The sequence below is a fragment of the Paenibacillus sp. 2KB_22 genome (genome assembly GCF_052115745.1).
GTDB lineage: Bacteria > Bacillota > Bacilli > Paenibacillales > Paenibacillaceae > Paenibacillus.
This window is the reverse complement of record NZ_JBFRHG010000001.1, coordinates 1,702,967-1,726,287: the sequence shown is the minus strand read 5'-3', so window position 1 is coordinate 1,726,287 and position 23,321 is coordinate 1,702,967. Positions and strand designations below refer to the sequence as shown.

General features: G+C 44.6%; 15 protein-coding genes and 1 pseudogene. 12 read left to right on the top strand and 4 right to left on the bottom strand.

Annotated elements, in window-relative coordinates:
* Window positions 1-141 precede the first annotated feature (141 nt).
* From AB4111_RS07390 to AB4111_RS07355, 8 genes are all read left to right on the top strand, one after another.
* Window positions 142-2,037, top strand: a complete 1,896-nt coding sequence (locus AB4111_RS07390; RefSeq protein ID WP_315936714.1) for a PrkA family serine protein kinase — start codon at window positions 142-144, stop codon at window positions 2,035-2,037.
* 241 nt (window positions 2,038-2,278) lie between these two features.
* Window positions 2,279-3,286 (top strand): protoglobin domain-containing protein, encoded by a 1,008-nt coding sequence (locus tag AB4111_RS07385; protein WP_442031008.1) that lies wholly within the window; start codon window positions 2,279-2,281, stop codon window positions 3,284-3,286.
* 129 nt (window positions 3,287-3,415) lie between these two features.
* Window positions 3,416-4,420: a LacI family DNA-binding transcriptional regulator gene (locus AB4111_RS07380; RefSeq protein WP_253432905.1), complete on the top strand. Its 1,005-nt coding sequence runs from the start codon at window positions 3,416-3,418 to the stop codon at window positions 4,418-4,420.
* A gap of 336 nt (window positions 4,421-4,756) precedes the next feature.
* Window positions 4,757-7,579 (top strand): endo-1,4-beta-xylanase, encoded by a 2,823-nt coding sequence (locus AB4111_RS07375; protein ID WP_442031007.1) that lies wholly within the window; start codon window positions 4,757-4,759, stop codon window positions 7,577-7,579.
* 265 nt (window positions 7,580-7,844) lie between these two features.
* A complete protein-coding gene (locus tag AB4111_RS07370; RefSeq protein ID WP_442031006.1) occupies window positions 7,845-10,319 on the top strand; it encodes an EAL domain-containing protein in 2,475 nt (824 codons plus the stop codon).
* A gap of 430 nt (window positions 10,320-10,749) precedes the next feature.
* Window positions 10,750-14,001 (top strand): type I restriction-modification system endonuclease, encoded by a 3,252-nt coding sequence (gene hsdR, locus AB4111_RS07365; RefSeq protein ID WP_442031005.1) that lies wholly within the window; start codon window positions 10,750-10,752, stop codon window positions 13,999-14,001.
* Entirely contained in the window at window positions 14,002-15,489 is a 1,488-nt protein-coding gene (locus AB4111_RS07360; protein WP_442031004.1) for an N-6 DNA methylase, read from the top strand. It begins immediately after the preceding gene.
* Window positions 15,482-16,879, top strand: coding sequence for a restriction endonuclease subunit S (locus AB4111_RS07355; protein ID WP_442031003.1), 1,398 nt, complete (start codon window positions 15,482-15,484; stop codon window positions 16,877-16,879). Before AB4111_RS07360 ends, AB4111_RS07355 begins: the two co-directional genes overlap by 8 nt.
* Window positions 16,880-16,939: 60 nt before the next feature.
* Here AB4111_RS07355 and AB4111_RS07350 read toward each other — a convergent pair.
* Window positions 16,940-17,682 (bottom strand): annotated as a pseudogene (locus AB4111_RS07350) (SpoVR family protein); the annotation flags it as partial.
* The gene (locus tag AB4111_RS07345) at window positions 17,652-17,810 is read right to left on the bottom strand and encodes a SpoVR family protein (protein ID WP_442031002.1); all 159 of its coding nucleotides are present in this window, start codon (window positions 17,808-17,810) and stop codon (window positions 17,652-17,654) included. The gene AB4111_RS07345 and the pseudogene AB4111_RS07350, both read right to left, overlap by 31 nt.
* A gap of 260 nt (window positions 17,811-18,070) precedes the next feature.
* On the opposite strand from AB4111_RS07345, the gene AB4111_RS07340 reads away from it, so the two are divergent.
* From AB4111_RS07340 to AB4111_RS07330, 3 genes are all read left to right on the top strand, one after another.
* Window positions 18,071-18,232: a hypothetical protein gene (locus tag AB4111_RS07340; RefSeq protein ID WP_442031001.1), complete on the top strand. Its 162-nt coding sequence runs from the start codon at window positions 18,071-18,073 to the stop codon at window positions 18,230-18,232.
* A 21-nt stretch (window positions 18,233-18,253) separates the two neighbouring features.
* Complete coding sequence (locus tag AB4111_RS07335; RefSeq protein ID WP_442031000.1) at window positions 18,254-18,505, top strand: restriction endonuclease; 252 nt, start codon at window positions 18,254-18,256, stop codon at window positions 18,503-18,505.
* Window positions 18,506-18,617: 112 nt separating this feature from the next.
* On the top strand, window positions 18,618-18,836 hold the full coding sequence (locus tag AB4111_RS07330; protein ID WP_442030999.1) for a hypothetical protein: 219 nt from the start codon (window positions 18,618-18,620) through the stop codon (window positions 18,834-18,836).
* A gap of 181 nt (window positions 18,837-19,017) precedes the next feature.
* Here AB4111_RS07330 and AB4111_RS07325 read toward each other — a convergent pair whose 3' ends face one another.
* Window positions 19,018-20,454, bottom strand: coding sequence for a SpoVR family protein (locus tag AB4111_RS07325; RefSeq protein WP_442030998.1), 1,437 nt, complete (start codon window positions 20,452-20,454; stop codon window positions 19,018-19,020).
* On the bottom strand, window positions 20,451-21,620 hold the full coding sequence (yhbH, locus tag AB4111_RS07320) for a sporulation protein YhbH (RefSeq protein ID WP_442030997.1): 1,170 nt from the start codon (window positions 21,618-21,620) through the stop codon (window positions 20,451-20,453). The genes AB4111_RS07325 and yhbH overlap by 4 nt, the downstream gene beginning before the upstream one ends.
* 308 nt (window positions 21,621-21,928) lie before the next feature.
* On the opposite strand from yhbH, the gene AB4111_RS07315 reads away from it, so the two are divergent.
* Window positions 21,929-23,254, top strand: a complete 1,326-nt coding sequence (locus AB4111_RS07315) for an MFS transporter (RefSeq protein WP_442030996.1) — start codon at window positions 21,929-21,931, stop codon at window positions 23,252-23,254.
* Window positions 23,255-23,321 lie beyond the last annotated feature (67 nt).

The following is a 23,321-nucleotide window of genomic DNA, read 5'->3' as shown; positions in this document are numbered from 1 at the left end:
CAAGATGTTTGGACAGAGGGTGGCGGGACTACACAGAACCGCAAGATTGGTATTCAAGCAGGAGCCGCAATTCTATTGATTTCTTCATACCATTCGGAATGGTTGACAATCACACTAAAGGAGCCATGGGAGGTACCAAGCATGAATATTTTTGAACGCGTTGCGGAACATCGGGCAGAGAGTGACCGTTTGACATGGAACGGAACATTTGAAGATTATATTGAACTGCTGAGAGAGGACCCGACTCCGGCAATGACGGCTCACGCCAGAGTGTATGAAATGATTGAATCATTTGGCGTTGAAGAAGTAGGTGGGCACAAGCGGTACAAGTTTTTTGAGCAGGAGATCTTTGGATTGGATCGATCCATTGAAAAGTTGGTCGAGGAATACTTTCACTCAGCAGCACGTCGTCTGGATGTACGTAAGCGGATCTTGCTGCTTATGGGTCCCGTAAGTGGAGGTAAATCGACACTGGTTACGTTGCTGAAGCGGGGTCTTGAACAGTTCTCGCGGACAGAGAAAGGTGCCATATACGCTATTGATGGATGCCCGATGCATGAGGAGCCACTGCATCTGATTCCACTGGAGCTTCGTCCTGAAGTGGAAAAGGAAATTGGAGTCCGTATTGAGGGTAACCTTTGCCCATCTTGCCAAATGAGACTCCGTACCGAATATGGCGGTGATATCAGCAAGGTGCCCGTGGAACGAGTCATTGTTTCCGAAGATAATCGTGTGGGGATAGGAACGTTCAGTCCATCCGATCCGAAATCGCAGGATATTGCCGATCTGACTGGTAGCATCGACTTCTCCACCATTACCGAGTTTGGTTCTGAATCCGATCCACGTGCCTATCGTTTTGATGGGGAGTTGAACAAGGCGAACCGTGGATTGATGGAGTTCCAGGAGATGTTGAAATGTGATGAAAAATTCCTGTGGAATCTATTGTCACTCACACAGGAGGGGAATTTCAAAGCAGGACGCTTCGCCTTAATCAGTGCAGATGAGATGATTGTTGCGCATACGAATGAATCGGAGTATAAGTCATTTATCTCCAACAAGAAGAATGAGGCACTGCAATCCCGGATGATTGTCATGCCGATCCCGTACAACTTGAAAGTATCCGAGGAAGAGAAAATCTACGCCAAGCTCATTCAGCAAAGTGACATGAAGCATGTTCATATTGCACCGCATGCATTGCGGACTGCAGCCATTTTTTCCATACTTACCCGCTTGAAGGAAACGAAGAAACAAGGCATGGATCTCGTTAAAAAAATGCGGATGTATGACGGTGAGGAAGTGGAAGGCTATAAAGAAGCCGATCTGCGCGAGATGCAAAATGAGTATTTGGATGAAGGGATGTCTGGCATTGACCCGCGGTATGTCATCAACCGGATCTCCAGTGCTTTGATCAAGCAAAATCTTCAGTGCATTAACGCGTTGGACATTCTGCGGGCCATCAAGGACGGTCTGGACCAACATGCTTCGATTACGAAAGAAGAGCGGGAGCGGTATCTGAATTTTATTGCTCTTGCACGCAAGGAGTATGACGAACTGGCCAAGAAGGAAGTACAGAAAGCATTTGTGTACTCATTCGAGGAGTCGGCGAGAACGCTATTCGAGAATTACCTGGATAACATTGAAGCATTCTGCAACTGGTCCAAAATTCGTGATCCACTCACAGATGAAGAAATGGACCCGGATGAGCGCTTGATGCGTTCCATCGAGGAGCAGATCGGGATCTCCGAGAATGCAAAGAAAGCGTTCAGGGAAGAGATTTTAATCCGAATCTCGGCTTACTCCCGTAAGGAGCGCAAATTCGAGTACAGCAGCCATGACCGTCTGCGTGAAGCGATTGAGAAGAAGTTGTTTACAGATCTGAAAGACATCGTCAAGATTACAACCTCAACCAAAACACCGGATGCAACCCAATTGAAACGAATGAATGAAGTGATCAAACGCTTAATTGAAGAACATGGATATACCGCAGCTAGCGCCAATGAACTGCTACGCTATGTGGGCAGTCTGCTTAATCGCTAATCGGCAACGAACCATTCCGGATCAGGCTTCTGATGTCTGCTGTGAGGCTCCTTCACAGCAGAGTCAGGGCCTTTTTAGTTCAATAAGCATGATATTAATCTAAAATGCTGACAAATAAGGTTAATTTTACGATGAATTAGTTCTAATGGTTTATGTAAATTTAGGTATTTTAGTCTATAATCAATACATATATTTACAATTTAAAGTAATGGTGTTTATTAAGGAGCTGACTGAACCAGATATGAGCAGTATTTCCGCAACAAGACAGAAGCAACTTGATTACATGGGATTAACCGCAGGAGATCTAACACTGCTTGCCGATCATCGGCCTGTTTTTAAAAAAGTCGTTAATGAAGTGGTGGATCATTTCTACAATCATGTGGGGAATTATCCTGATCTGGTAGATCTGATCGCCCGATTCTCTACGATTGATCGCCTAAAAGAAACGCAGAAGATGTACTGGTTATCGATGACAGATGGGATCGTGGACGACGCATATATTGAGCAACGTATTGCGATTGGGCTTGTGCATTCCCGTATTGGCCTGTCCGAAGATTATTATCTGGGTACCTATATGGTATACCTTGATATTGCAACGAGCATATTCCAGCAGGTTATCCCTGATTCCTGGCATCTTGTCATTCAGGCGCTTAGTAAAATGTTTAATCTGGATTCGCAGCTTGTCCTTGAGGCATATGAGAAGAAAGAAAAAGAAAAGTTACATCAGCTTGCCGATGATCAACAACATACCTTGCAGGCGATCACGCAGATTACCCAAGAGCTTACAGGCATGATTAGTGAACTGAATGAAAATGCTCTAGCCATCTCGAATGTAGCCAAAGAAACAGCTGCCTCTCAGGATCAGGCTCAAGTTCTGCTCACGGAATTGACGGGGGAGATCCAGCAGATCGGAAAAATGGGTGAGCTTATTCGGGAGATATCGGATCAGAGTCATCTTGTCGGCCTGAATGCAGCGATTGAAGCCGCTCATGCAGGAGAATTCGGTCGTGGCTTTGAAGTCGTCGCCAGTGAGGTGCGCAAGCTCGCATCTAGTTCCCGGGATGCCCAGGGTAAAATTCAGTCTAATCTGGAGCAGATCATGAAGAAACTGAGCAGTGTACAGCAGGAGTCCGATCATACGTCTCGCGGAGCACGTAGCCAAGCTTCACGCTCGGCTGAACTCGCTGTATTTGCAACAACAATGGAGAAACTGTCTCTGGATTTGAAGAATCTGGAACAGCAGGAATAGAGGTTAAAAGCATTAGGAACCTTCCATACCGTTTCATGCTGTTTTAAGCTATAATGGGTAGACAAACCTGCCGATGTTATAGAAAATGCAGCCGGAGACAGGGGATTTGAAAGAGGTTGAGGTGATCAGATGGCTTCTATCCATGATGTGGCCAAGGAAGCGGGAGTATCTGTTGCAACCGTTTCCAAAGTGATAAACGATTATCCTGATGTAAGTGAAAAAACACGCAAAAAAGTCAATATAGCCATCGAATTATTGAAATATCAACCCAATGTGGTCGCACGTGGACTTGTAAAACGCCGTTCATGGACGGTAGGCGTATTGTTGACGGTTCCGTTTACGAACCCTTTTGTATCAGAATTGCTGGAAGGGATCAAGACTGCACTGGAGAACAGTGGTTATGATCTGGTCCGGTTATCTACTCGATTCGATGATCCGGCGTACTCGTTCATCAAACATTGTCGCAGTCGTAATGTGGATGGTGTGGTGGTATTTGGTGAAGGCAGAGAAAACGCGAGTATTCAGGAACTGGTGGATGCAGAGATTCCAACGATGTTTGTTGATACGGACATGTTAGGCAAACGTGCTGGTTACATTACTACAGATAACGCGAACGGGATCTCCATGAGTGTCAAACATCTGTATGAGCTTGGACACCGCAAGATTGCTTATATCTCAGGGACACTCGGACCTGCCGTAGCTAATCTGCGATTGGAAGGATATCGGGAAGGGCTGCGAGAATGCGGCATTCCGTATTCTACGATATATCTGGAAGTCTGCGATTACTCATTTGATGGCGGCAGCAAGGCTGCAAGGAGATTGTTGGCACTTCAGGATCAGCCAACGGGGATTGTCTGTGCATCAGACATGTCTGCCTTTGGGGCAATTCATGAGATTGAAAAGCATGGACTGAGTGTGCCAGAAGATATTTCTGTTGTCGGATTCGACAACACATATTATGCTGAGGTGTTCAAACCAGGACTGACCACGGTGAATCAGAATATCTATTCGATTGGTATTAAGTCCATCGAATATTTGATTGCCATGATTGAGAATCCGGCTTATTCTCCACCCGTTGTGACGGAACCTTCCAATTTGGTGATCCGTCAGACGACAGCACCTTTAAAAGTGTAAAGACATTGACACGGAGCACAGCTAACAAGCTGTGCTTTTTGTCATTTCTATAGCTGCTTTTGAGCATGTTGATGGTGGAATGAGAACATTCTGTCAATCATCATAAGCGGATATAAAGACTTTATTTATGTTGAAACTGCCTGCATATTATTGTGAAGATTTTAGAATAAGTCCTATAGTTTAACGGGTAAACAAAGTTTGTTGGCAATCGTATAATGAAAGTGCTTACAATTTCTGTTGAATAACGTCTATCCAATCCTGCACAACGATCTTGTAAAGGGCGGGCGCAAGACAGAACAGAGGTTACTCTTCACAAACAACCAAGGAGGAGATCGGATGCATTTGAGAAAATGGTGGAGCTTGTGCTTGTCGGCTGTATTGATCTTCAGTGTGTTCCCGAGTGTGGGAACAGGAGTGGCACGTGCTCAAGCGGCTGCGGACGTTAAGACTGGCGATGATGAAGTGCTGTTCGAGGCTAATTTTGAAGATGGCGTGTTGGGACAATGGCGTCCACGTGCGAGTGAAAAGCTTGATATCGTAGCGCAAGGTCACGACAGCACACGCAGTCTGAGAACCTCTTCCCGTACCGAAACGTTCCATGGACCCTTAATTGAAGTAATAGACCATGTACAGAAGGGCAGCACGGTTCATATTTCGTTTTGGGCCATGTACGATGAAGGACCGGACAGTCAGGTCATTAACGGTTCACTGGAGAAAGAGTACAATAACGACGCTTCAAGTCGTGAATATGCTACATTTGCCTCTGCTACCCTGAACAAAGGACAGTGGAAAAAAATCGAGGCAGATGTGGTGATTCCAGGAGAAAATAGTGGTATCACCGGATTCCGGATGTATGCAGAGACACCTTGGAAGACGTCAGCGGAAGTGACGCCGGCAGATACGATTACTTTTTATGTGGATGATGTTCTGATTACGGAAGCCGAAAAAATTGAAATAGAGCCGAACATTCCGAATCTCGTGGATGTCGTGGGAAAAAACTATGCCATGGGAGCGGCAATCGACCAATCTGCACTGGATGCGGAAGATCCGCATTCCCAGCTGTTGACGAAACATTTTAATAGTATTACAGCTGGAAATTTTATGAAAATGGATGCGATGCAACCAAAGGAAGGGCAGTTTGTCTGGTCAGAGGCGGATCGTCTGGTGAATTTCGCCGAAGCAAATGACATGGAGGTAAGAGGTCATACCCTGTTATGGCATAGTCAGGTGCCGGACTGGTTCTTTACCGATCCGAATGATGCTTCCAAACCTGCCACGCGTGAACAGTTGCTTGCACGGATGAAAACCCATATTCAAACCATCGTGACTCATTACAAAGGCAAGGTTCATACATGGGATGTCGTCAATGAAGTCATCTCAGACGGAGGCGGCTTGCGGAATGAGGCGAGTAATTCCAAGTGGAGAGATATTATTGGGGATGTAGATGGCGATGGAGATGACAGTGATTACATTGAGCTGGCTTTCCGATATGCACGTGAGGCAGACCCCGATGCTGTACTGGTGATTAATGACTATGGAATGGAGGGCAATGGAAACAAGCTGAATGATATGGTGAAGCTTGTAGAGAAGTTGCTTGCTAAAGGAACACCGATTGATGCGGTTGGATTCCAGATGCATGTGTCGATGTACGGACCGGATGTAAAGCTCATTCGTGAGGCTTTTGAGAAAGTGATCGCTCTTGGTGTGAATGTACAGGTTACAGAGCTGGACGTTTCGATCTATTCAAGTAATTCTGAACTGGAGATGCCTGTCACAGATGAACTACTGCTGCAACAAGCTTACCGTTATCGTGAACTGTTCGACCTGTTTGACGAGTTGGGAAAACGCGGCGTAATGGACAGTGTTACAGTCTGGGGACTTGCGGATGACGGTACATGGCTTGACAATCATCCAGTCAAAGGACGCAAAGATGCACCATTGTTATTTGATCGTAAATTGAAAGCGAAACCGGCCTATTGGGCACTGGTGGATGCTACCACTCTTCCGATCTATCGTAATGAGTGGACAGCATTGAAGGCTAGCCCTTCTTTCCCGAATCACAAAGGACAGGAAGATATTCTTTGGGGTGCTGTGAAAGGGCTTGGAATTAATCATCTGGCAGATGGTACATCTACGGTTACGGGTGAGGCACGTGTAATGTGGGATGCCAAAAAGGTGAATTTACGAGTGGAAGTGAAGGATACTACACGTCGCAAAGGTGATCAGGTGCAGGTTTTCCTCGCGGAAGAAGTAAAGGGTACGGGCGCTGCAACTTCTGAAGCTGATCTATCTGCCAAGAAGAAAAATCCGCCGTCTGCAAATGGTCAATATACGTTCAAACGAGAAGGCGGTAAAGGCAAGGATAAGAATGCATACAACGTACAGGAGACAAAAACGGGTTATGTTGTATATGCATCACTGCCTATGTCCGCTGCTTTACTTACCGAAGGTCAGGTCTTGTCTCTTGATTTTCGGATTACGGATGAACATGCTGCTGGCAAGACAGCTACCATCGTTTGGAATGATATTTCCAATCAGCAGCCTGATAAACCAACCAACCGGGGGAAACTGAAGCTGGGTTCTGTCTTGAAACAAACGAAGGTCACGTATGGCAAACCTGTAATTGATGCGAAAAAGGATGACATCTGGAAAAAGGCTGCATCTGTTAAAACGGATGTCTGGGTCATCGGAAATTCAGGTGCAACAGCGACTGCACAGCTGTTATGGGATGAAAAATACCTGTACGTATTGGCAGATGTGAAAGATCCTTTGCGAAGCAAGTTAAGTTCTAATGCACATGAGCAGGATTCGATCGAGATTTTTATCGACCCGAGCAAAGATCAAACTACTTTCTATCAGGAGGATGACGCCCAGTATCGGGTTAACTTTGATAATGAGGCTTCTTTTGGAGGAAATGCACGGAAAGAAAGCTTCAAATCAGCTACCCGATTAACAAGCGGAGGGTATACCGTTGAAGTGGCAATCCCTCTAGATAGCGTTCGTGCTGAAGGGCAAAGATGGATTGGATTCGATCTTCAAGTTAATGATGATGGTGCGGGAGATGGCAAGCGCAGCAGTGTGTCCATCTGGAGTGATTCATCAGGTAATTCTTATCAAGATACTTCCGGTTTTGGGAGTCTGTTACTGACTCGCAAATAGAAAATTCAGCTGTGTATTGGAATATGCGAATGTCAGCTATTAAACATCTTATTTCTGGAAATAAGTGTTGATTTTAAAGGCTGGGACGTTTAGACTATATACATTCAAATAAACGGGTTCCAATGTATGACAACGGCTTCAACTAAGTCTGTAGTCACGAGTCAAATGATGCGGAGGGAGTGCCTGTCATCCAGACAGCGCACTCGCTTCTTTTTTACATTTTTGCTTACATATGAGGCATTTCCCGGTTGAAAGGACAGAGTGAGTGGAGCACCTACATGGTACGTACAACTTAGAACTTGTTATTTTATCCTATATTATTGCATCGTTAGCTTCGTACGCAGCCCTTGACCTTGCAGGCCGTGTAAGTCAGGTTAGCGGGATGGCGCGGAATGTATGGCTTACCTGCGGTGCAGTCTCGATGGGGCTGGGAATCTGGTCCATGCATTTCGTAGGTATGCTGGCTTTTGTTCTGCCTACGCAAGTCTCCTATTCCACCGGTAAGGTTGTTTTATCTGTTCTACTTGCTATTGTCGCATCGGGGATCGCCTTGAACATTGCGGGTAGACAAACGGGCAGGATAAGCAAGCTCATGATTGCTGGAGTGCTTATGACAGCAGGGATCAGCTCGATGCATTATGTGGGGATGGCTGCGATGTCGACTCCGGTTACGTATGAACCAGGCAGAGTGGTGTTATCCATTCTGATTGCAGCACTTGCTTCATTTGCGGCACTGTGGCTTATGTTTTTCTTCCGTTATCATCAATCAAGACATACCTGGGTTTACAAGATGGGCAGCGGTCTTATTATGGGTGTTGGAATCTCTGGCATGCACTATACCGGGATGTCAGCCGCACAGTTCCATCATTCACATGGCTCGATGGCAAGTTCAGGGATGCAGATTGAGCCCGGTATTCTCGCCTACCTGATCGCATCGGGCACATTTATTGCACTGGGTTTGACGTTATTTGGCATATTTATCAACCAACGCATGTCCCTGAAGGATCGACGGATTCATGAGAATGAGCAATGGTATCAGGCCTTGTATCATAACCATTCAGATGCCATTATTTCAGTGGACAAGGAAGGTATTGTCAAAGGCATTAATGCTGCTGTAACGACGATCACTGGATACCCTGAAAAAGAGGTCATGGAACGTTCCATTGATGAGATCGCTCAGCAGATTGATATCGAGTGGGTCAGTGAATTTGATTCCATCGATTGGGATGATCATGGGCTGGAGCAGGCGCACTACTTGGCCAAGATGAGAGACGTACAGGGTGAACTTCTGGACCTTAGTATTGTTGTAGTTCCTGTTGTCATTGATGATAAACATGTGGGAAGTCACATTTTGATCAAAGACATTACGGAGGAGAAGCAGGCTCAGGAGAACATTCGTCACCAAGCATTGCATGATCCGTTGACGGGACTGCCCAATCGGCGCAAGTTGGATGATGTGCTGGCTTGTACAATTCAAGATTCAGAAGAAAAAGGACATTCGTTTGCCGTTATGGTGATGGATATAGACCGGTTCAAGATGATTAATGACTCGTTGGGACATTCCATTGGAGATGTATTTCTAAGAGAAGTCAGCAACCGGATCATGAAAGCCATAGAAGCTTCTGATCCCTTGGCTATGGAGAATGTCATGCTGGCCCGGATGGGCGGTGACGAGTTCACACTCGTTGTAACCCATGATCAAGCGACAGAGGTACGAGTGGCAGAACTTGCAAAACAGATTGTTGAAGCCATTCAGTTACCCTACCGCTTGAAGGAAAATGACTTTTACGTGACCGCCAGCATTGGAATTGCGATGTATCCCGATCATGGAGTGGGAGTGGATGCTTTGCTGAAACATGCCGACTCCGCCATGTATGAAGTGAAGAAAAACGGCAAAAATGGTTTCCAATTCTACACGGCCCAACTGGATTCGGAACTTTATGAACGTATTGAGCTGGAAGGTTACCTGCGTAAAGCGTTGGAACGCGATGAGATGGTTCTGTACTATCAACCGCAGATTCGTACCGAGGATAGTCGTATGATTGGTGTCGAGGCTCTTATACGTTGGAACCATCCACTCAAAGGGCTGCTTGCACCCAATGTGTTCATCCCGCTTGCAGAAGAGACAGGTATGATCTATGAGATTGGCAAATGGACGCTGCGCGAAGCGTGCAGGCAGATGAAGCTCTGGCATGCCAGCGGTGGGCCGCTCATTCCGGTATCGGTAAACTTGTCCAGCCAGCAGTTCCATCAATCGAATTTGGTAGAACAGGTCAAGAACGCACTCTTGGAGACAGGGCTGGAGGCCCGGTACCTGGAGCTGGAGATTACAGAGAGCATGATGATGGATGCAACGGTATCTACGGCAATTCTGAATGAACTTAACGCACTGGGTGTCAAGATCAGCCTGGATGATTTCGGGACGGGATACAGTTCACTGAGTTATCTGAAACATTTCCCGATTCACAAGCTCAAGATTGATCGTTCATTCGTGACGGACATTACAGAGAGTCACAGCGATCAGGCGATTGTGGCGACCATTATATCGATGGCACAGAATCTCAAGATGGAAGTGATTGCCGAAGGCATTGAGACGAAAGGCCAACTGGATATTCTGATGCAGAATGACTGCCGGGAGATTCAGGGATATTATTTCAGTCGTCCACTGCCGGCAAGTGAAGTGGAACATGACTTTTTTGTACCGCTGCGATTGCAGGGTAATGGAGCACCAACAGTATAATCAGAGTGAACATTTCAATTAAAGGATTTTACACTGACCACTTCGAGGTCAGAATAACCTTCCGATCGCTGTTATCCCCAGATTTTTTGATCCCTTTCATAAAGGGGAAATCCGGGGATAAAGGCGAACGCTTAACTTCTTCATGTTATTTCTGCCCTCTTCGTTATTGTGTAAAAATAAAGTCGAAATTATATGCCCAAGCGGCAAGTCCCCGAGATGTGTTGGGAACTTGCCGCTTTTTTACTCTAATTCGTGATGTTGAGAGTAAGGAAAGATTAGTTCTTTTCCATTCATAGAATAATGGAATTGAAGGTTAGTATTAGGAGACGGAAGGAAAGTATTATACTATATTTTGTGTTACTATGGAACTAGTAATCTGTAATAATTTCTAGATTTGTTGAGATAAAAACTGGATATCGAGGTGCTGTGAATGTCTGGAAACTTTGAGTTCTTACATAGTAGATGGGAGATACTGTCGGACCTTGGGGAGATGGCAGAACGCAATTTATTTATAGACCCCAACACATCATTAATTAAGTTGCGCATGTTCGGTGAAACACTAACGAAATATATATGCGCTATGGAAGAGTTAGATGAGACTAGGGAGCTTACACAGGTTGATCGACTATCGCAGTTGAAGCGCGATGGTCTGATCTCTGATGAAATTGTAGATTATCTTCATACCTTACGCAAAATTGGAAACAAGGCAGTCCACGAATCGGGTTATGGTTCAACTGCAGAAGCCCAGGCATCGACGCATCTGGCTTTCCGACTTGGTGTATGGTTCATGGAAGTATATGGTGACTGGGACTTCAATTCGACGACCTATATCGAACCAATTCAGCAAGACACTGCAAATAATGGTGAGCAATTGGCTCAACTGGCAGAGTCATATGAATCGAAAATGGAACAGCTACAGCAAGAATTGGAGAACTTGCGCCAGCAGCAGGCAATGGTCACGAGAGAAGAAAAGAAAAAGCGGCATACAAAATCAAGAGAAGCAGGTAGCGCCTTTAAGCTTACGGAAGCTGAGACTCGGCTAATCATCGACGAGAAGTTGCGTCAAGCAGGCTGGGAAGTAGACTCTCAAAAGCTACGCTTCGGATTAGGAACGCGTCCAGAGAAAGGACGCAATATCGCTATTGCTGAATGGGCACTTAATACAGGATTTGCAGACTATGCGTTATTTTGCGGGTTAGAACTGGTTGGCATTGTAGAAGCCAAGCGAATGAGTAAAAACGTAGAGGCAGATATTGCTCAAGCAAAAAAATACGCCATGAATGTCGTGCAACATGGGGACGAAATGATATATGATCCTTGGGGAAATTACCAGGTTCCGTTCCTTTTCTCGACCAATGGACGACCATATTTGGAACAACTGAAGCATCTTTCAGGAATTTGGTTTCTTGACGCGCGCAAATCAACGAACCATCCACGTCCCCTTCAGGCTTGGTATTCCCCACAGGGGCTAAAAGATTTATTACAGCAGGATGTGGAAAAGGCAGCCCAAGATTTGCGTGATGAGACAATGGATTACCTGAAGTTACGCCCATATCAGGAAGAGGCAATTCTCTCTGTAGAGGAAGCGATTGACAACGGACAGCGTAATATTTTATTAGCGATGGCAACAGGGACAGGAAAGACACGTATGGCAATTGGGCTCATATATCGTCTGATCAAGCATAATCGTTTTAAACGCATTTTGTTCCTCGTAGACCGCTCAGCGTTAGGGCGTCAAGCCGAGGCAGCGTTCAAGGATTCAAAGCTTGAGAGCTATCATTCGTTTACGGAAATTTTTGAGCTCCAGACTTTGAATGACAAGAAGCCGAATATGGAGACAAAAGTTCAGATCGCAACTGTTCAGGGGATGGTTAAACGCCTATTCTATAACGAATCGGATGATGGTACAGACATTCCTTCGGTTGACCAATATGATTGCATTATTGTCGATGAAGCACATCGGGGATACACGTTAGATAAGGAAATGTCTGAACTTGAATTGGAGTTTCGTGATCATGAAGACTATGTAAGCAAATACCGTAAGGTACTGGACTATTTCGATGCAATCCGAATTGGGTTAACAGCTACGCCAGCGTTGCACACGGTGGAGATATTTGGACGATCAGTGTTCAATTATTCCTATCGTGAAGCTGTAATTGACGGTTACTTGACCGATCATGAACCTCCGATGCAGTTTGAAACACAACTTAAAAAGAACGGAATCAAGTGGCAAGTTGGAGAGGAAGTTACCGTATATGACATTTCGTCAGGTAATATCGAGAAGGAATTGCTTGAGGATGAGATCAATCTGGAAGTGACCCAGTTTAACAAAACGGTCATTACAGAAAATTTCAACCGCGTTATTCTGAAAGAACTGACTAAACATATCGATCCTGAATCGGACGGCAAGACGCTAATTTTTGCAGCAAATAATGATCATGCAGATTTGATCGTGCGAATGTTCAAGGATGAGTTGGAAAAAACGTATGGACCGGTAGACGATAATGCTATCCTCAAAATTACTGGTTCGATTAATGATCCACTGCATGCTATTAAATTGTTTAAAAATGAACGCTTGCCTAGTATCGTCGTAACCGTTGACTTATTGACTACTGGCATTGATATTCCAAGTATTACGAATCTGGTCTTTATGCGTCGTGTTCGTTCACGAATTTTGTACGAGCAGATGATTGGTCGAGCGACGAGACGCTGTGATGAGATTGGCAAGGATCATTTTATGATCTATGACGCGGTGGGGATCTACGAGTCATTGAAACCATACACCGATATGAAGCCTGTTGTAACGAAGCCCACAGTGTCGCTCGATGTTCTGACAAGTGAACTTGCACAGTTAGAGAGCGAAGAACAAGGCAAGTTGCACAAGGAACAGATTATTGCCAAAATGCAACGGAAGAAACGTACCTGGACAGAGAAAGATCATGAAGAATTCGAGGCTCTGTCTGGCGGAAATAGTATTGATACATTTATCGACGATCTGAAGAGCATGAGTGCGTTGCAAGCGAGTCGTGATTTAAAAGTGAAGAAATCGCTTGTTGCCTTCATCGATGAGAATCGTGGAAGAGGAAAGCGCATCTATATTTCAGAACATGAGGATAAATTGCTCTCTACAACACGGGGATATGGGGATGCTGAAAAACCTGAAGATTATTTGGAAGGGTTCCAATCGTTTATCACCGAAAACCTGAACCTCATTCCTGCACTTACAATTATATGTACCCGTCCAACGGATCTGACACGAGATGAGCTGCGTAAGCTACGAGTGGAGCTCGATCAGAAAGGGTTCTCAGAGAAAATGCTACAGGCAGCATGGCGAGATGCAAAAAACGAGGATATTGCAGCGGACATTATTAGTTTTATCCGGCAGCAAGCGATTGGTGATCCCTTAATTAGCCATGAAGAACGGATTGAAGGCGCGATGAAAAAAATATATGATATGAAAGTCTGGTCAAAGGTTCAGAAGGACTGGTTGAAGCGGATTGAGAAACAATTGCTCCAGGAATCGGTATTGGATCCGAATCCGGAAAAGGCATTCGAGGTTGAACCGTTCAAGAGCAAGGGTGGCTATAAGCAGTTGAACAGAATCTTCGACGGCGAGATGGACACGATCGTAAATACAATCAATACCGCACTATATACACCTAGAAAGAAGGACTATGCATAAATGGGTAATCAGGATATTGTACAAAAACTTTGGAACTTATGTAACGTACTGCGGGATGACGGCATTACATATCATCAATATGTAACGGAACTGACGTATGTACTTTTTTTGAAAATGATGAATGAAACCAACAATGAAAGTATTTTACCTGAGGAATATCGCTGGGATTCCCTCAGGGAGCGTCATGGTATGGCGCTCCAACAGCATTATCGTCAATTGCTGCTTGATCTGGGTAACCAAGGTAATGAGACTATAAAGCAAATTTATATGAACGCAACCTCTAATATTAATGAGCCGAAAAACCTGGAGAAAATTATCACATCCATCGATCAACTCGATTGGTATAGTGCGAAGGAAGAAGGGCTCGGTGACCTGTACGAGGGTCTACTTGAAAAGAATGCGAGTGAGACCAAGTCGGGAGCAGGTCAATACTTTACACCGCGTCCACTTATTGATGTAATCACGAAACTGGTTGACCCACAACCAGGCGAGCGTTGTAATGACCCTGCGGCGGGTACGTTTGGTTTCATGATCGCAGCAGATCGTCACGTCCGCAGCAACACGGATGATTATTTCGACCTGCCGGAAAAGACAGCTGAGTTTCAAAAGAAACAAGCGTTCTCTGGCGTTGAATTGGTAAAAGATACGCATCGTCTAGCCATGATGAATGCGATGCTTCATGAAATTGATGGAGAGATTATCTTGGGAGATACGCTTTCCGATGACGGTGTACATTTGAAGAACTTCGATGTCATTTTGACGAATCCGCCGTTTGGCACGAAGCAAGGTGGAGAACGCCTGACACGTGATGACCTCACCTTTACAACAACAAACAAACAGCTGAACTTCCTACAGCATATTTATCGTGCATTAAAGGCAGATGGCAAAGCACGTGCAGCTGTTGTATTGCCAGATAACGTTTTGTTTGAAAGCGGCGCTGGTGCAAAAATTCGTGATGACCTCATGGACAAGTGTAATTTGCATACGATTTTGCGTCTGCCAACAGGAATTTTCTATGCCCAAGGTGTCAAAACAAACGTCTTATTCTTTACACGTGAGAAGACAGATAAGGATAATACAAAGGACGTGTGGGTATACGATCTGAGAACAAATATGCCTAGCTTCGGTAAGCGTACACCGCTGACATTGGCTCATTTTGATGCTTTTGTGGAAGCCTATACTGCTGAAGATCGTATGAAGGTAGAAGATGTTCGATGGAATGTATTCACTCGTGATGATATTTGTAAGAAGGGTGACAGTCTGGATATCGGTTTAATCGCAGATGAATCATTGTCTGCTTACGATAACCTACCTGATCCAATTGATTCCGCAGAAGAAGCAATGGCGAAGTTGGAGGAAGCCTTGACTTTACTTGGTGAAGTTGTTGCGGAATTGAAGGCGATCGATGCTACACAGGTAAGCTATGAGGATGCTAAGCCATCGCTAGCAATGGTCGCTGAAACATCCGGGGTGTACGGGAATGAGTAAGAAATTAAAATCGCAGGAAGAACTGTTGAAAGAAGCTCTAGTGCCAGAAAAAGAACAGCCCTATGAAGTGCCTGACAATTGGATTTGGGTTAAAAGTGAGGCTGTTGCTACATGGGGTTCAGGAGGAACACCTTCGCGAAAAAAAACAGAGTATTATAAGGGAAATATACCCTGGATTAAAACAGGCGAATTACGAAATAAAATTATTACCGAAGCCGAGGAGTATATCACTGAAGAAGCAGTGAGGAATTCCAGTGCAAAGTTGTTCCCGAAAGGATCGGTTGCAATTGCAATGTATGGAGCTACTATAGGTAAAGTTGGTATTTTGGGAATTGATGCTACTACTAATCAGGCGTGTGCTGTAGGTATTCCAAATGAACGAACAACAACGATGTTCATGTTTCATTTTTTCAGGGCTCAAAAAGAAAAATTTATTAATTTAGGCAAGGGTGGAGCTCAACCAAACATCTCTCAAGCAATAATTAAAAACTATCCATTTCCACTTCCGCCACTAAACGAACAAATACGAATTGCAGACAAAGTCGAGAGGCTTTTGGGAAAAATTAATCAAGCTAAACAGTTGATTGAAGAAGCCAAAGCAACCTTTGAACTTCGACGAGCGGCAATTTTGGACAAGGCTTTTCGTGGGGGGCTGACGAAGAAATGGCGAGAAGAAACTCTTCCAACAGAAACAGCTATTAATTGGTTAGTTGAAAACGGGGTAGAAATCAATAACAAAAAAGTCCTGGAAGGTCCTTTTAAACTACCTGATTCATGGACCTGGGTGGGATTCTCTGACGTTTCAAGTGTAGTGTCTAACCTCGTTAATCCACTAAGTTACGGTAATCTCCCACATATAGCACCAGATAATATTGAAAAATATACAGGAGTCTTATTGGATTATGTGACCATTAAGGAGGCAGGTGTAAAGAGTCCTAAACATTTATTTGAAAAAGGTCAAATAATATATTCAAAAATACGCCCAAATCTTTCAAAGTTAATGATTGCTGACTTTAACGGATTATGTAGCGCAGATATGTACCCGATTAGTTCACATCTAAATATAAATTACTTGTACTGGTTTATGCTTTCTGCATACTTTGTGGAAAAGGCATCAACTGCGGGATCACGTTCGGTATTACCTAAAATCAATCAGAAAGAACTTGGTCAAATAATGGTTCCTGTTTGTGGTTTTGATGAACAAACAGAGATTGCTAAACTAATCGAGTGCTTCATGAATAAAAATAATGAAGCTTTAAAGAAGTTAAATGAGATTTTAGAAATAATTATCGATTTAGAGAAATCAATTCTTTCAAAAGCGTTTACTGGTCAGCTTGGAACTAACAAGCCTAAAGATGAATTTGCAATTGAAGTTCTGGATAAAATCTGAACTAATTGATATTAATATAAAAGTAGACAGACTGCCAATAGCAGTCTGTCTACTTTTATAAAACTTCCGACTAACCTTATTCTCCTCATACGTAAACAACAACGGTTTGCCCTCCACAAGCGTCTCCAAATATACGTTCTTACCCCACAACCGATAAACATACGGCAGTGTTCGCTCTACATACTTCAAGTTCAGCTCAATGTCTTCATACTGATGCAGTAAATAAATCTCTCCGTTACGTAAATAATCACCATCCTTAAAAACCAAGTATGGGAACCCACCATTCACGCGTGAAAATGTAGTCGGTCACGAATATTCTCCCACGATTTATCGGTGATTTTCCACTCAGGACCTTTCTTCTCAAACACATACAGATCCAATTCGTGTACTAGGTTTTTAGTCAGGTGATTGCGGATAATCGAAATGTCTGAATAATATTCACGCACTTCAAAATTTTTTCTCTACCGCGCCCAGGAACCCCACCGAAGCGTTCTCTTTCTTCGGGAGTAGGAGTATCCCAGCATTTCTCAATGTCTTCAATTATTTTCGATCCCATGTAGTAAGGATACAGCGATTGTCGAGAAGATTCCACAAATAGAGGAAGTCAATTTGGCAAACTCAATCGTCTCATTAACCGTTAGATCGAGCTCACGTATAATTCGTTGATGGAAGAAGCTAGCCTAGCCCTCGTTCATTATTTTCGTCTCAATCTGTGCCCCAAAGTACAACATTCCATCACGGAGCATGGTTAGAATATCGCACTTCCAAGGCTCTAATATAGAGTGGGAATGCCGTATGCACCAATCGTAAAGATAATATCGGACGGGCAAATTTCATATCGTACAGGGTAAAAGTCCAGTCCGAGATTGGTAGCGATCTCAGTAATTTCCACAATGGCGTATTTCAGTGCTTTTAAATCTGTGGATGACATAATGCTTCCTCCAATTCTGTTTGCGGTTAACTGACATCATACGACTCTGACAAATGGATTGAAACGCTGATGCGTTGGATATGATGGAAATAAAAAGGAGTGACGTAGAATGACTATATTGTTTAGTATTTTGCTGATATTTACTTGCTACCTCGTGTACAAGTACAATAATCAAAAAACAAACGTTAGAAGACTATCGTAACAATGCTCTTGATGAAATCTCATCCCATGAAGATATGAAGGAGACACTCCGAATCGGTTTGTATAACCGCTTTAAACGGGACCTGGAAGAGGAGAAAGAAGAAAACCCATTGCTGTTCGAACATTTTGTCGCTGAGATTATGTCATCTGTTCGAGGTGGCAACACCTACGTGACGAAGAGCTCAGGAGACTTCGGCATCGATATTGAAGAACAAACCTAAGAGGGGCTGTACCTTGGTCAAGTGAAATGTTATAACGATATGAATTTGGTCGGTTTTGAACCAATTGTAATTATTCACTCCCAAATGGTTAAGCAAGGTGCTGTAGGCGGTTATGTGGTAACAACGAGCGAATTTACGAGCAATGCCCGTAACTATGCAGAAGGGCTGGATATCGACCTGATTAATGGTACTCAGTTAATGGAGCTATGGATGGAGCATCTAGAGACCAAGAGTGAACGTGTTGTGGTGCTGAATCCTGTTCCACAAGTGTAATAGACAAAAAGTAATGGTCTCATGGCTGAGATGCAACATGGTTGTATGCTATAATTCAGGTAAAAGTACGATTCACCAAATTTAGCGATATCATTAAAGGAGGTTGCTAAGGATGAACTTTAGTCTTAAGGCTCCTGATGGCACTGTCATTGAATCCTATGAGAAGGATCATAAGGAATTCATTCGTATTGCCGGTCTGGAATATGAAGTCTATAACCCGGTGGATGAGCTAGACTCCGATCCGGAGATACGGCAAATGATTGAAGCTTCCGAGAAAGACATTAAACTAGGCAAGCTGTATTCAACAGATGACTTGATTGAAATGGTGTGATCACTTCATTTAAGCATGGTGCAATGAAACGTAATTTTAAATATTAATTATGAAATGCCAAGCGGCAAGTCCCCGTGTATGTCGGGAGCTTGCCGCTTTTTTTGTTTTTTATGGTATGTCGCCATCCTTCATACGTGATACTAAGGTTCTCTTTTTTAAAAGGGAAAGGGCTGTTGGAACCTTACATAAACTTGCGGTGATGCTTCTTGCCATCATACGTAAACCAGATTGGTTTATCCTCGACACGTGTCTCTACATGTACCGTACGCCCCCAGAGGCGATACAGATAAGGCAAGGTGCGTTCCATATATTTCAGATCCAGCTCGATGCCCTCATATTGATGTTTGAGTACGAGTTCACCTGTCCGCAGATAGTCAGCATCTTGCACGACCAGATAAGGGGAGCCGCCGTTGACACGTGAAAATACGAGCTGATCCCGTATGTTCTCCCAGGACTTGTCGGTGATTTTCCAGTCCGGTCCTTTTTTCTCAAATACGTAGAGGTCGAGATCCTCGGTTAATTGCTTGGTCATGTAATTGCGGATAAAGGAGGTATCGGAATCAAATTCACGTACCTCGAACATTTTGGCACGACCTTGCCCTGGTTTGCGTCCCCAACGTTCCTGTTCTTCACGGGTTGGGTTATCCCAGCGCCGTTCAATATCCTCGAAAATCTTTAGTCCCAGATAATACGGGTTCAGACTTTGTTTGGATGGCTGCACGACGGAGGAGTTGAGCTTCGCGAATTCAATCGTGTCTTCACTGTTCAGATCTAGTTCTCGTATAATGCGTTGATGCCAGTAAGATGCCCAACCTTCATTCATGATTTTGGTTTCCATCTGTGGCCAGAAATATAACATCTCCTCACGCATCATACTCATGATATCCCGCTGCCAGTCGGTCAATACTTCCGAGAATTCCTGAATAAACCACATGACATCCTTCTCCGGTTCAGGCGGAAAGTGATGAACCTGAATACCTTCGATGGGTGCTTCTTCGGCCTGCACATCATCAAGTGACCACAGATCATCATAGCGACCTTCCGGCCGTGGTGCTTTCTCACCGCGTTGCTCCCGCATTTTCATCTCCATGTAGCGTTGTTTGTCCAAATGGCGGGGTTTAATCAGCTGTGGGTCTACATGCTCCTGAATTGCAATCACGGCATCGATAAATGCTTCAACGGCTTCCGTTCCGTACTCCATCTCATAATTGCTGATCCGATCCGCCGTAGCGGCCATGCTTTCGACCATATTACGGTTGGACTTGGAGAAGCGGGCATTGTTTTTGAAAAAATCGCAGTGGGCCAGGACGTGGGCTACGATCAATTTGTTCTGTATCAGGGAATTGCCATCCAGCAGGAAGGCATAACAAGGGTTGGAGTTGATGACAAGCTCATAAATTTTGCTGAGACCAAAATCATATTGCATTTTCATCTTATGAAATGTTTTGCCGAAGCTCCAGTGACTGAAACGGGTCGGCATGCCATAAGCTCCAAATGTATAAATAATATCCGATGGGCAGATTTCGTACCGCATGGGGTAATAATCCAGGCCGAATCCATTGGCAATCTCCATAATCTCGGCAATGGCGTATTCGAGGTCGCGAATCTCATCTGTCATCTAACGCTGCCTCCTTCCCTTTTCTGGAAAAAGCTGCGCAAAGCTTTGTACACTTCGCCTTTTTCTTTGATCACATAATACATGAACTGATCCATCTTGATATGACGATAAGCCGACATCAGTGTGCTGCTGCGATTGTACTGATTCACCTCACCGTACCCGAACATGTTGCTACGTTTCATTAACTCGCCGATCAGCTTCACACAGCGTTCGTTATCCGAGGTTAGATTATCCCCGTCAGAGAAGTGGAAAGGGTAGATGTTGTAGCTTGAAGGTGGATAACGTCTGTCAATAATATCCAGTGCCTTCATATATACAGAGGAGCAGATGGTGCCTCCGCTCTCGCCACGGGTAAAGAACTCTTCTTCGGTAACTTCCTTGGCTTCCGTATGATGAGCGAGGAAAACAATCTCGACTTTCTCATACTGACGGCGTAGAAAACGGGTCATCCAGAAGAAGAAGCTGCGCGCGCAGTATTTCTCAAACGAACCCATGGACCCGGATGTATCCATCATGGCAATAATAACAGCATTGGATTGTGGAATAATCTTGTCTTCCCATGTCTTGTAGCGAAGGTCATCTGGACTAATATGATGGATGCCCGGGGTACCGGTCGTTGCATTGCGACGCAGATTCTCCAGAATGGTACGTTTCTTGTCAATATTGGACTGCATGCCTTTTTTGCGAATATCGTTGAATACCACCGTATGTGTCTCAATCAGGTCTTTATCTTTCTGCTTCAGATCGGGTAATTCCAGCTCAGCGAAGAGCATATCTTCCAATTCCTCAATACTAACTTCGGCTTCCACAATATCATGACCAGGCTGATCACCAGCTTTTTCGCCTTTGCCGGGTTTCTGCGAAGCAGAGGGATCACGACCGATGACGTCTCCGACCTGACTGTCACCGTCTCCTTGACCGACATGTTTTTGCTTCTGGTAGTTATACACAAAACGGTACTCATCCAGACTGCGGATTGGTACCTTGATGATTTGTTTTCCATCAGACATGATGATGTTTTCTTCCGTAATCAGATCAGGCAGATTCTGCTTGATGACATCTTTCACCTTTTGCTGATGGCGCTGTTGGTCCTGGTACCCTTTGCGGTGAAGCGACCAATCTTCCTTCGACACGACGAACGAGTAAGGCTGGTGTGAATTTGACATGTAGGCACCCCCCATTGATTACGCGGCACAGTTTGGCCTGTCGGTAATTAAGTATATTCACGGGCGAGGACGATATGTGATGAGAGTGGATATAAAATGATACAATTACGCAAGTTGACCTCAGAGGTAAGGTGTGTCGTAAGAACAGAACTGCTCCAATTTTTACAGAAACAGTGAACAAGTGTGCTATCCTTCCTTTACAATAGGAGAAAGACATCGATCTGGCATCTAATAGAGGTTGTTTAAGAGGTCCACTTAGACTTTTTAAACTCACACTATATAGAGATGCATGAAAAGGAAGGATGTATGTGAATAAAAAGGCGATCAAGGCTTGGATTATGTATGATTGGGCCAACTCGGCTTATGCGACAACTGTGCTCGCAGCAGTACTGCCTGTATTCTATGCTTCGGTGGCTGCGGCTACGCTGGATACGGATACGGCCGCATCCTACCTGGCCTATACCCATTCCATTGGCATGTTGTGCGTAGCTCTGCTAACACCGCTGCTTGGCACGCTGGCTGATATGTCAGGACGGAAGGGCGACTTCCTGCGTGTATTTGCAATCATAGGCGTCCTTGCCACATTGGGATTCAGCGCAATCGGAGAAGGGGACTGGTTACTTGCTTCCGCATTACTGGTCATATCTACGATTGGTTTTGCAGGTGGCAATACCTTTTACGATGCTATGCTGCCGGATCTGGTACCTGTGGAACGAAGAGACATGATATCTTCCAAAGGCTATGCCTATGGTTATATTGGAGGAGGCTTGCTACTTGCGTTGAACCTGCTGATGATTCAGCAACCGGGCTGGTTCGGGATGAGCAGTACACTGGCAGGCACAAGACTTGCCTTTATCTCCGTATCGCTGTGGTGGCTATTGTTCTCGATACCGATCTTTCGCCATGCTCCGAGACGGCCTGCATCACCGGATCTGCCCGGCACGTGGAAGGGGTATGCTGCGGTGGGAGTGCGCAGACTGCAGCATACCTTTCGTCATATGCGGCGTTTTCCCCAGTTAATTCGCATGCTGGTGGCTTTCTGGTTTTTTAATGACGGCATTAATACCATCATTCTGATGGCTACGATCTATGGGACAAGTATTGGCATAGGTACAGCCGACTTGATGCTCGCACTACTGTTAACCCAGTTTATCGGGTTCCCATGCACATTGTTACTAGGAGCCTGGGCACAGCGTTGGGGAGCGAAGCGGGTATTGATCTTTAGTTTATCTGTATACATATGTATCGTAATTCTCGGTTATTTCATGACACAAGCGACTCACTTCTATCTGCTCGCCGGGTTGGTTGGTGTCGTGCAGGGGGTGAGTCAGTCCACAGCTCGTTCCCTGTTTAGCAATCTGATGCCAGCTGGCAGAACAGGAGAGTACTTTGGATTTGTGAATATTACAGGCAAATTCTCTTCAATCTTCGGTCCATTTGTGTTTGGTTATGTTGGGCAAATAACAGGTTCCACACGTTGGGGAATTCTGTCCCTCATTTTCTTTTTCGTCGCGGGAATTGCTGTATTGTTAACCGTGAACGTACAGAAGGGAATGCAGGATGCTACACGGGGAGATCGGGAAGAAGAACGAAATGGGAGCATCGGAACTATGCTGGAAAAAGTTCAAATGTAAGGTTTATTGGGTGGTTATTCATCGGTTTGCGTTGGTTTGCATATAAAGTTTAGCAACGGATTATTCG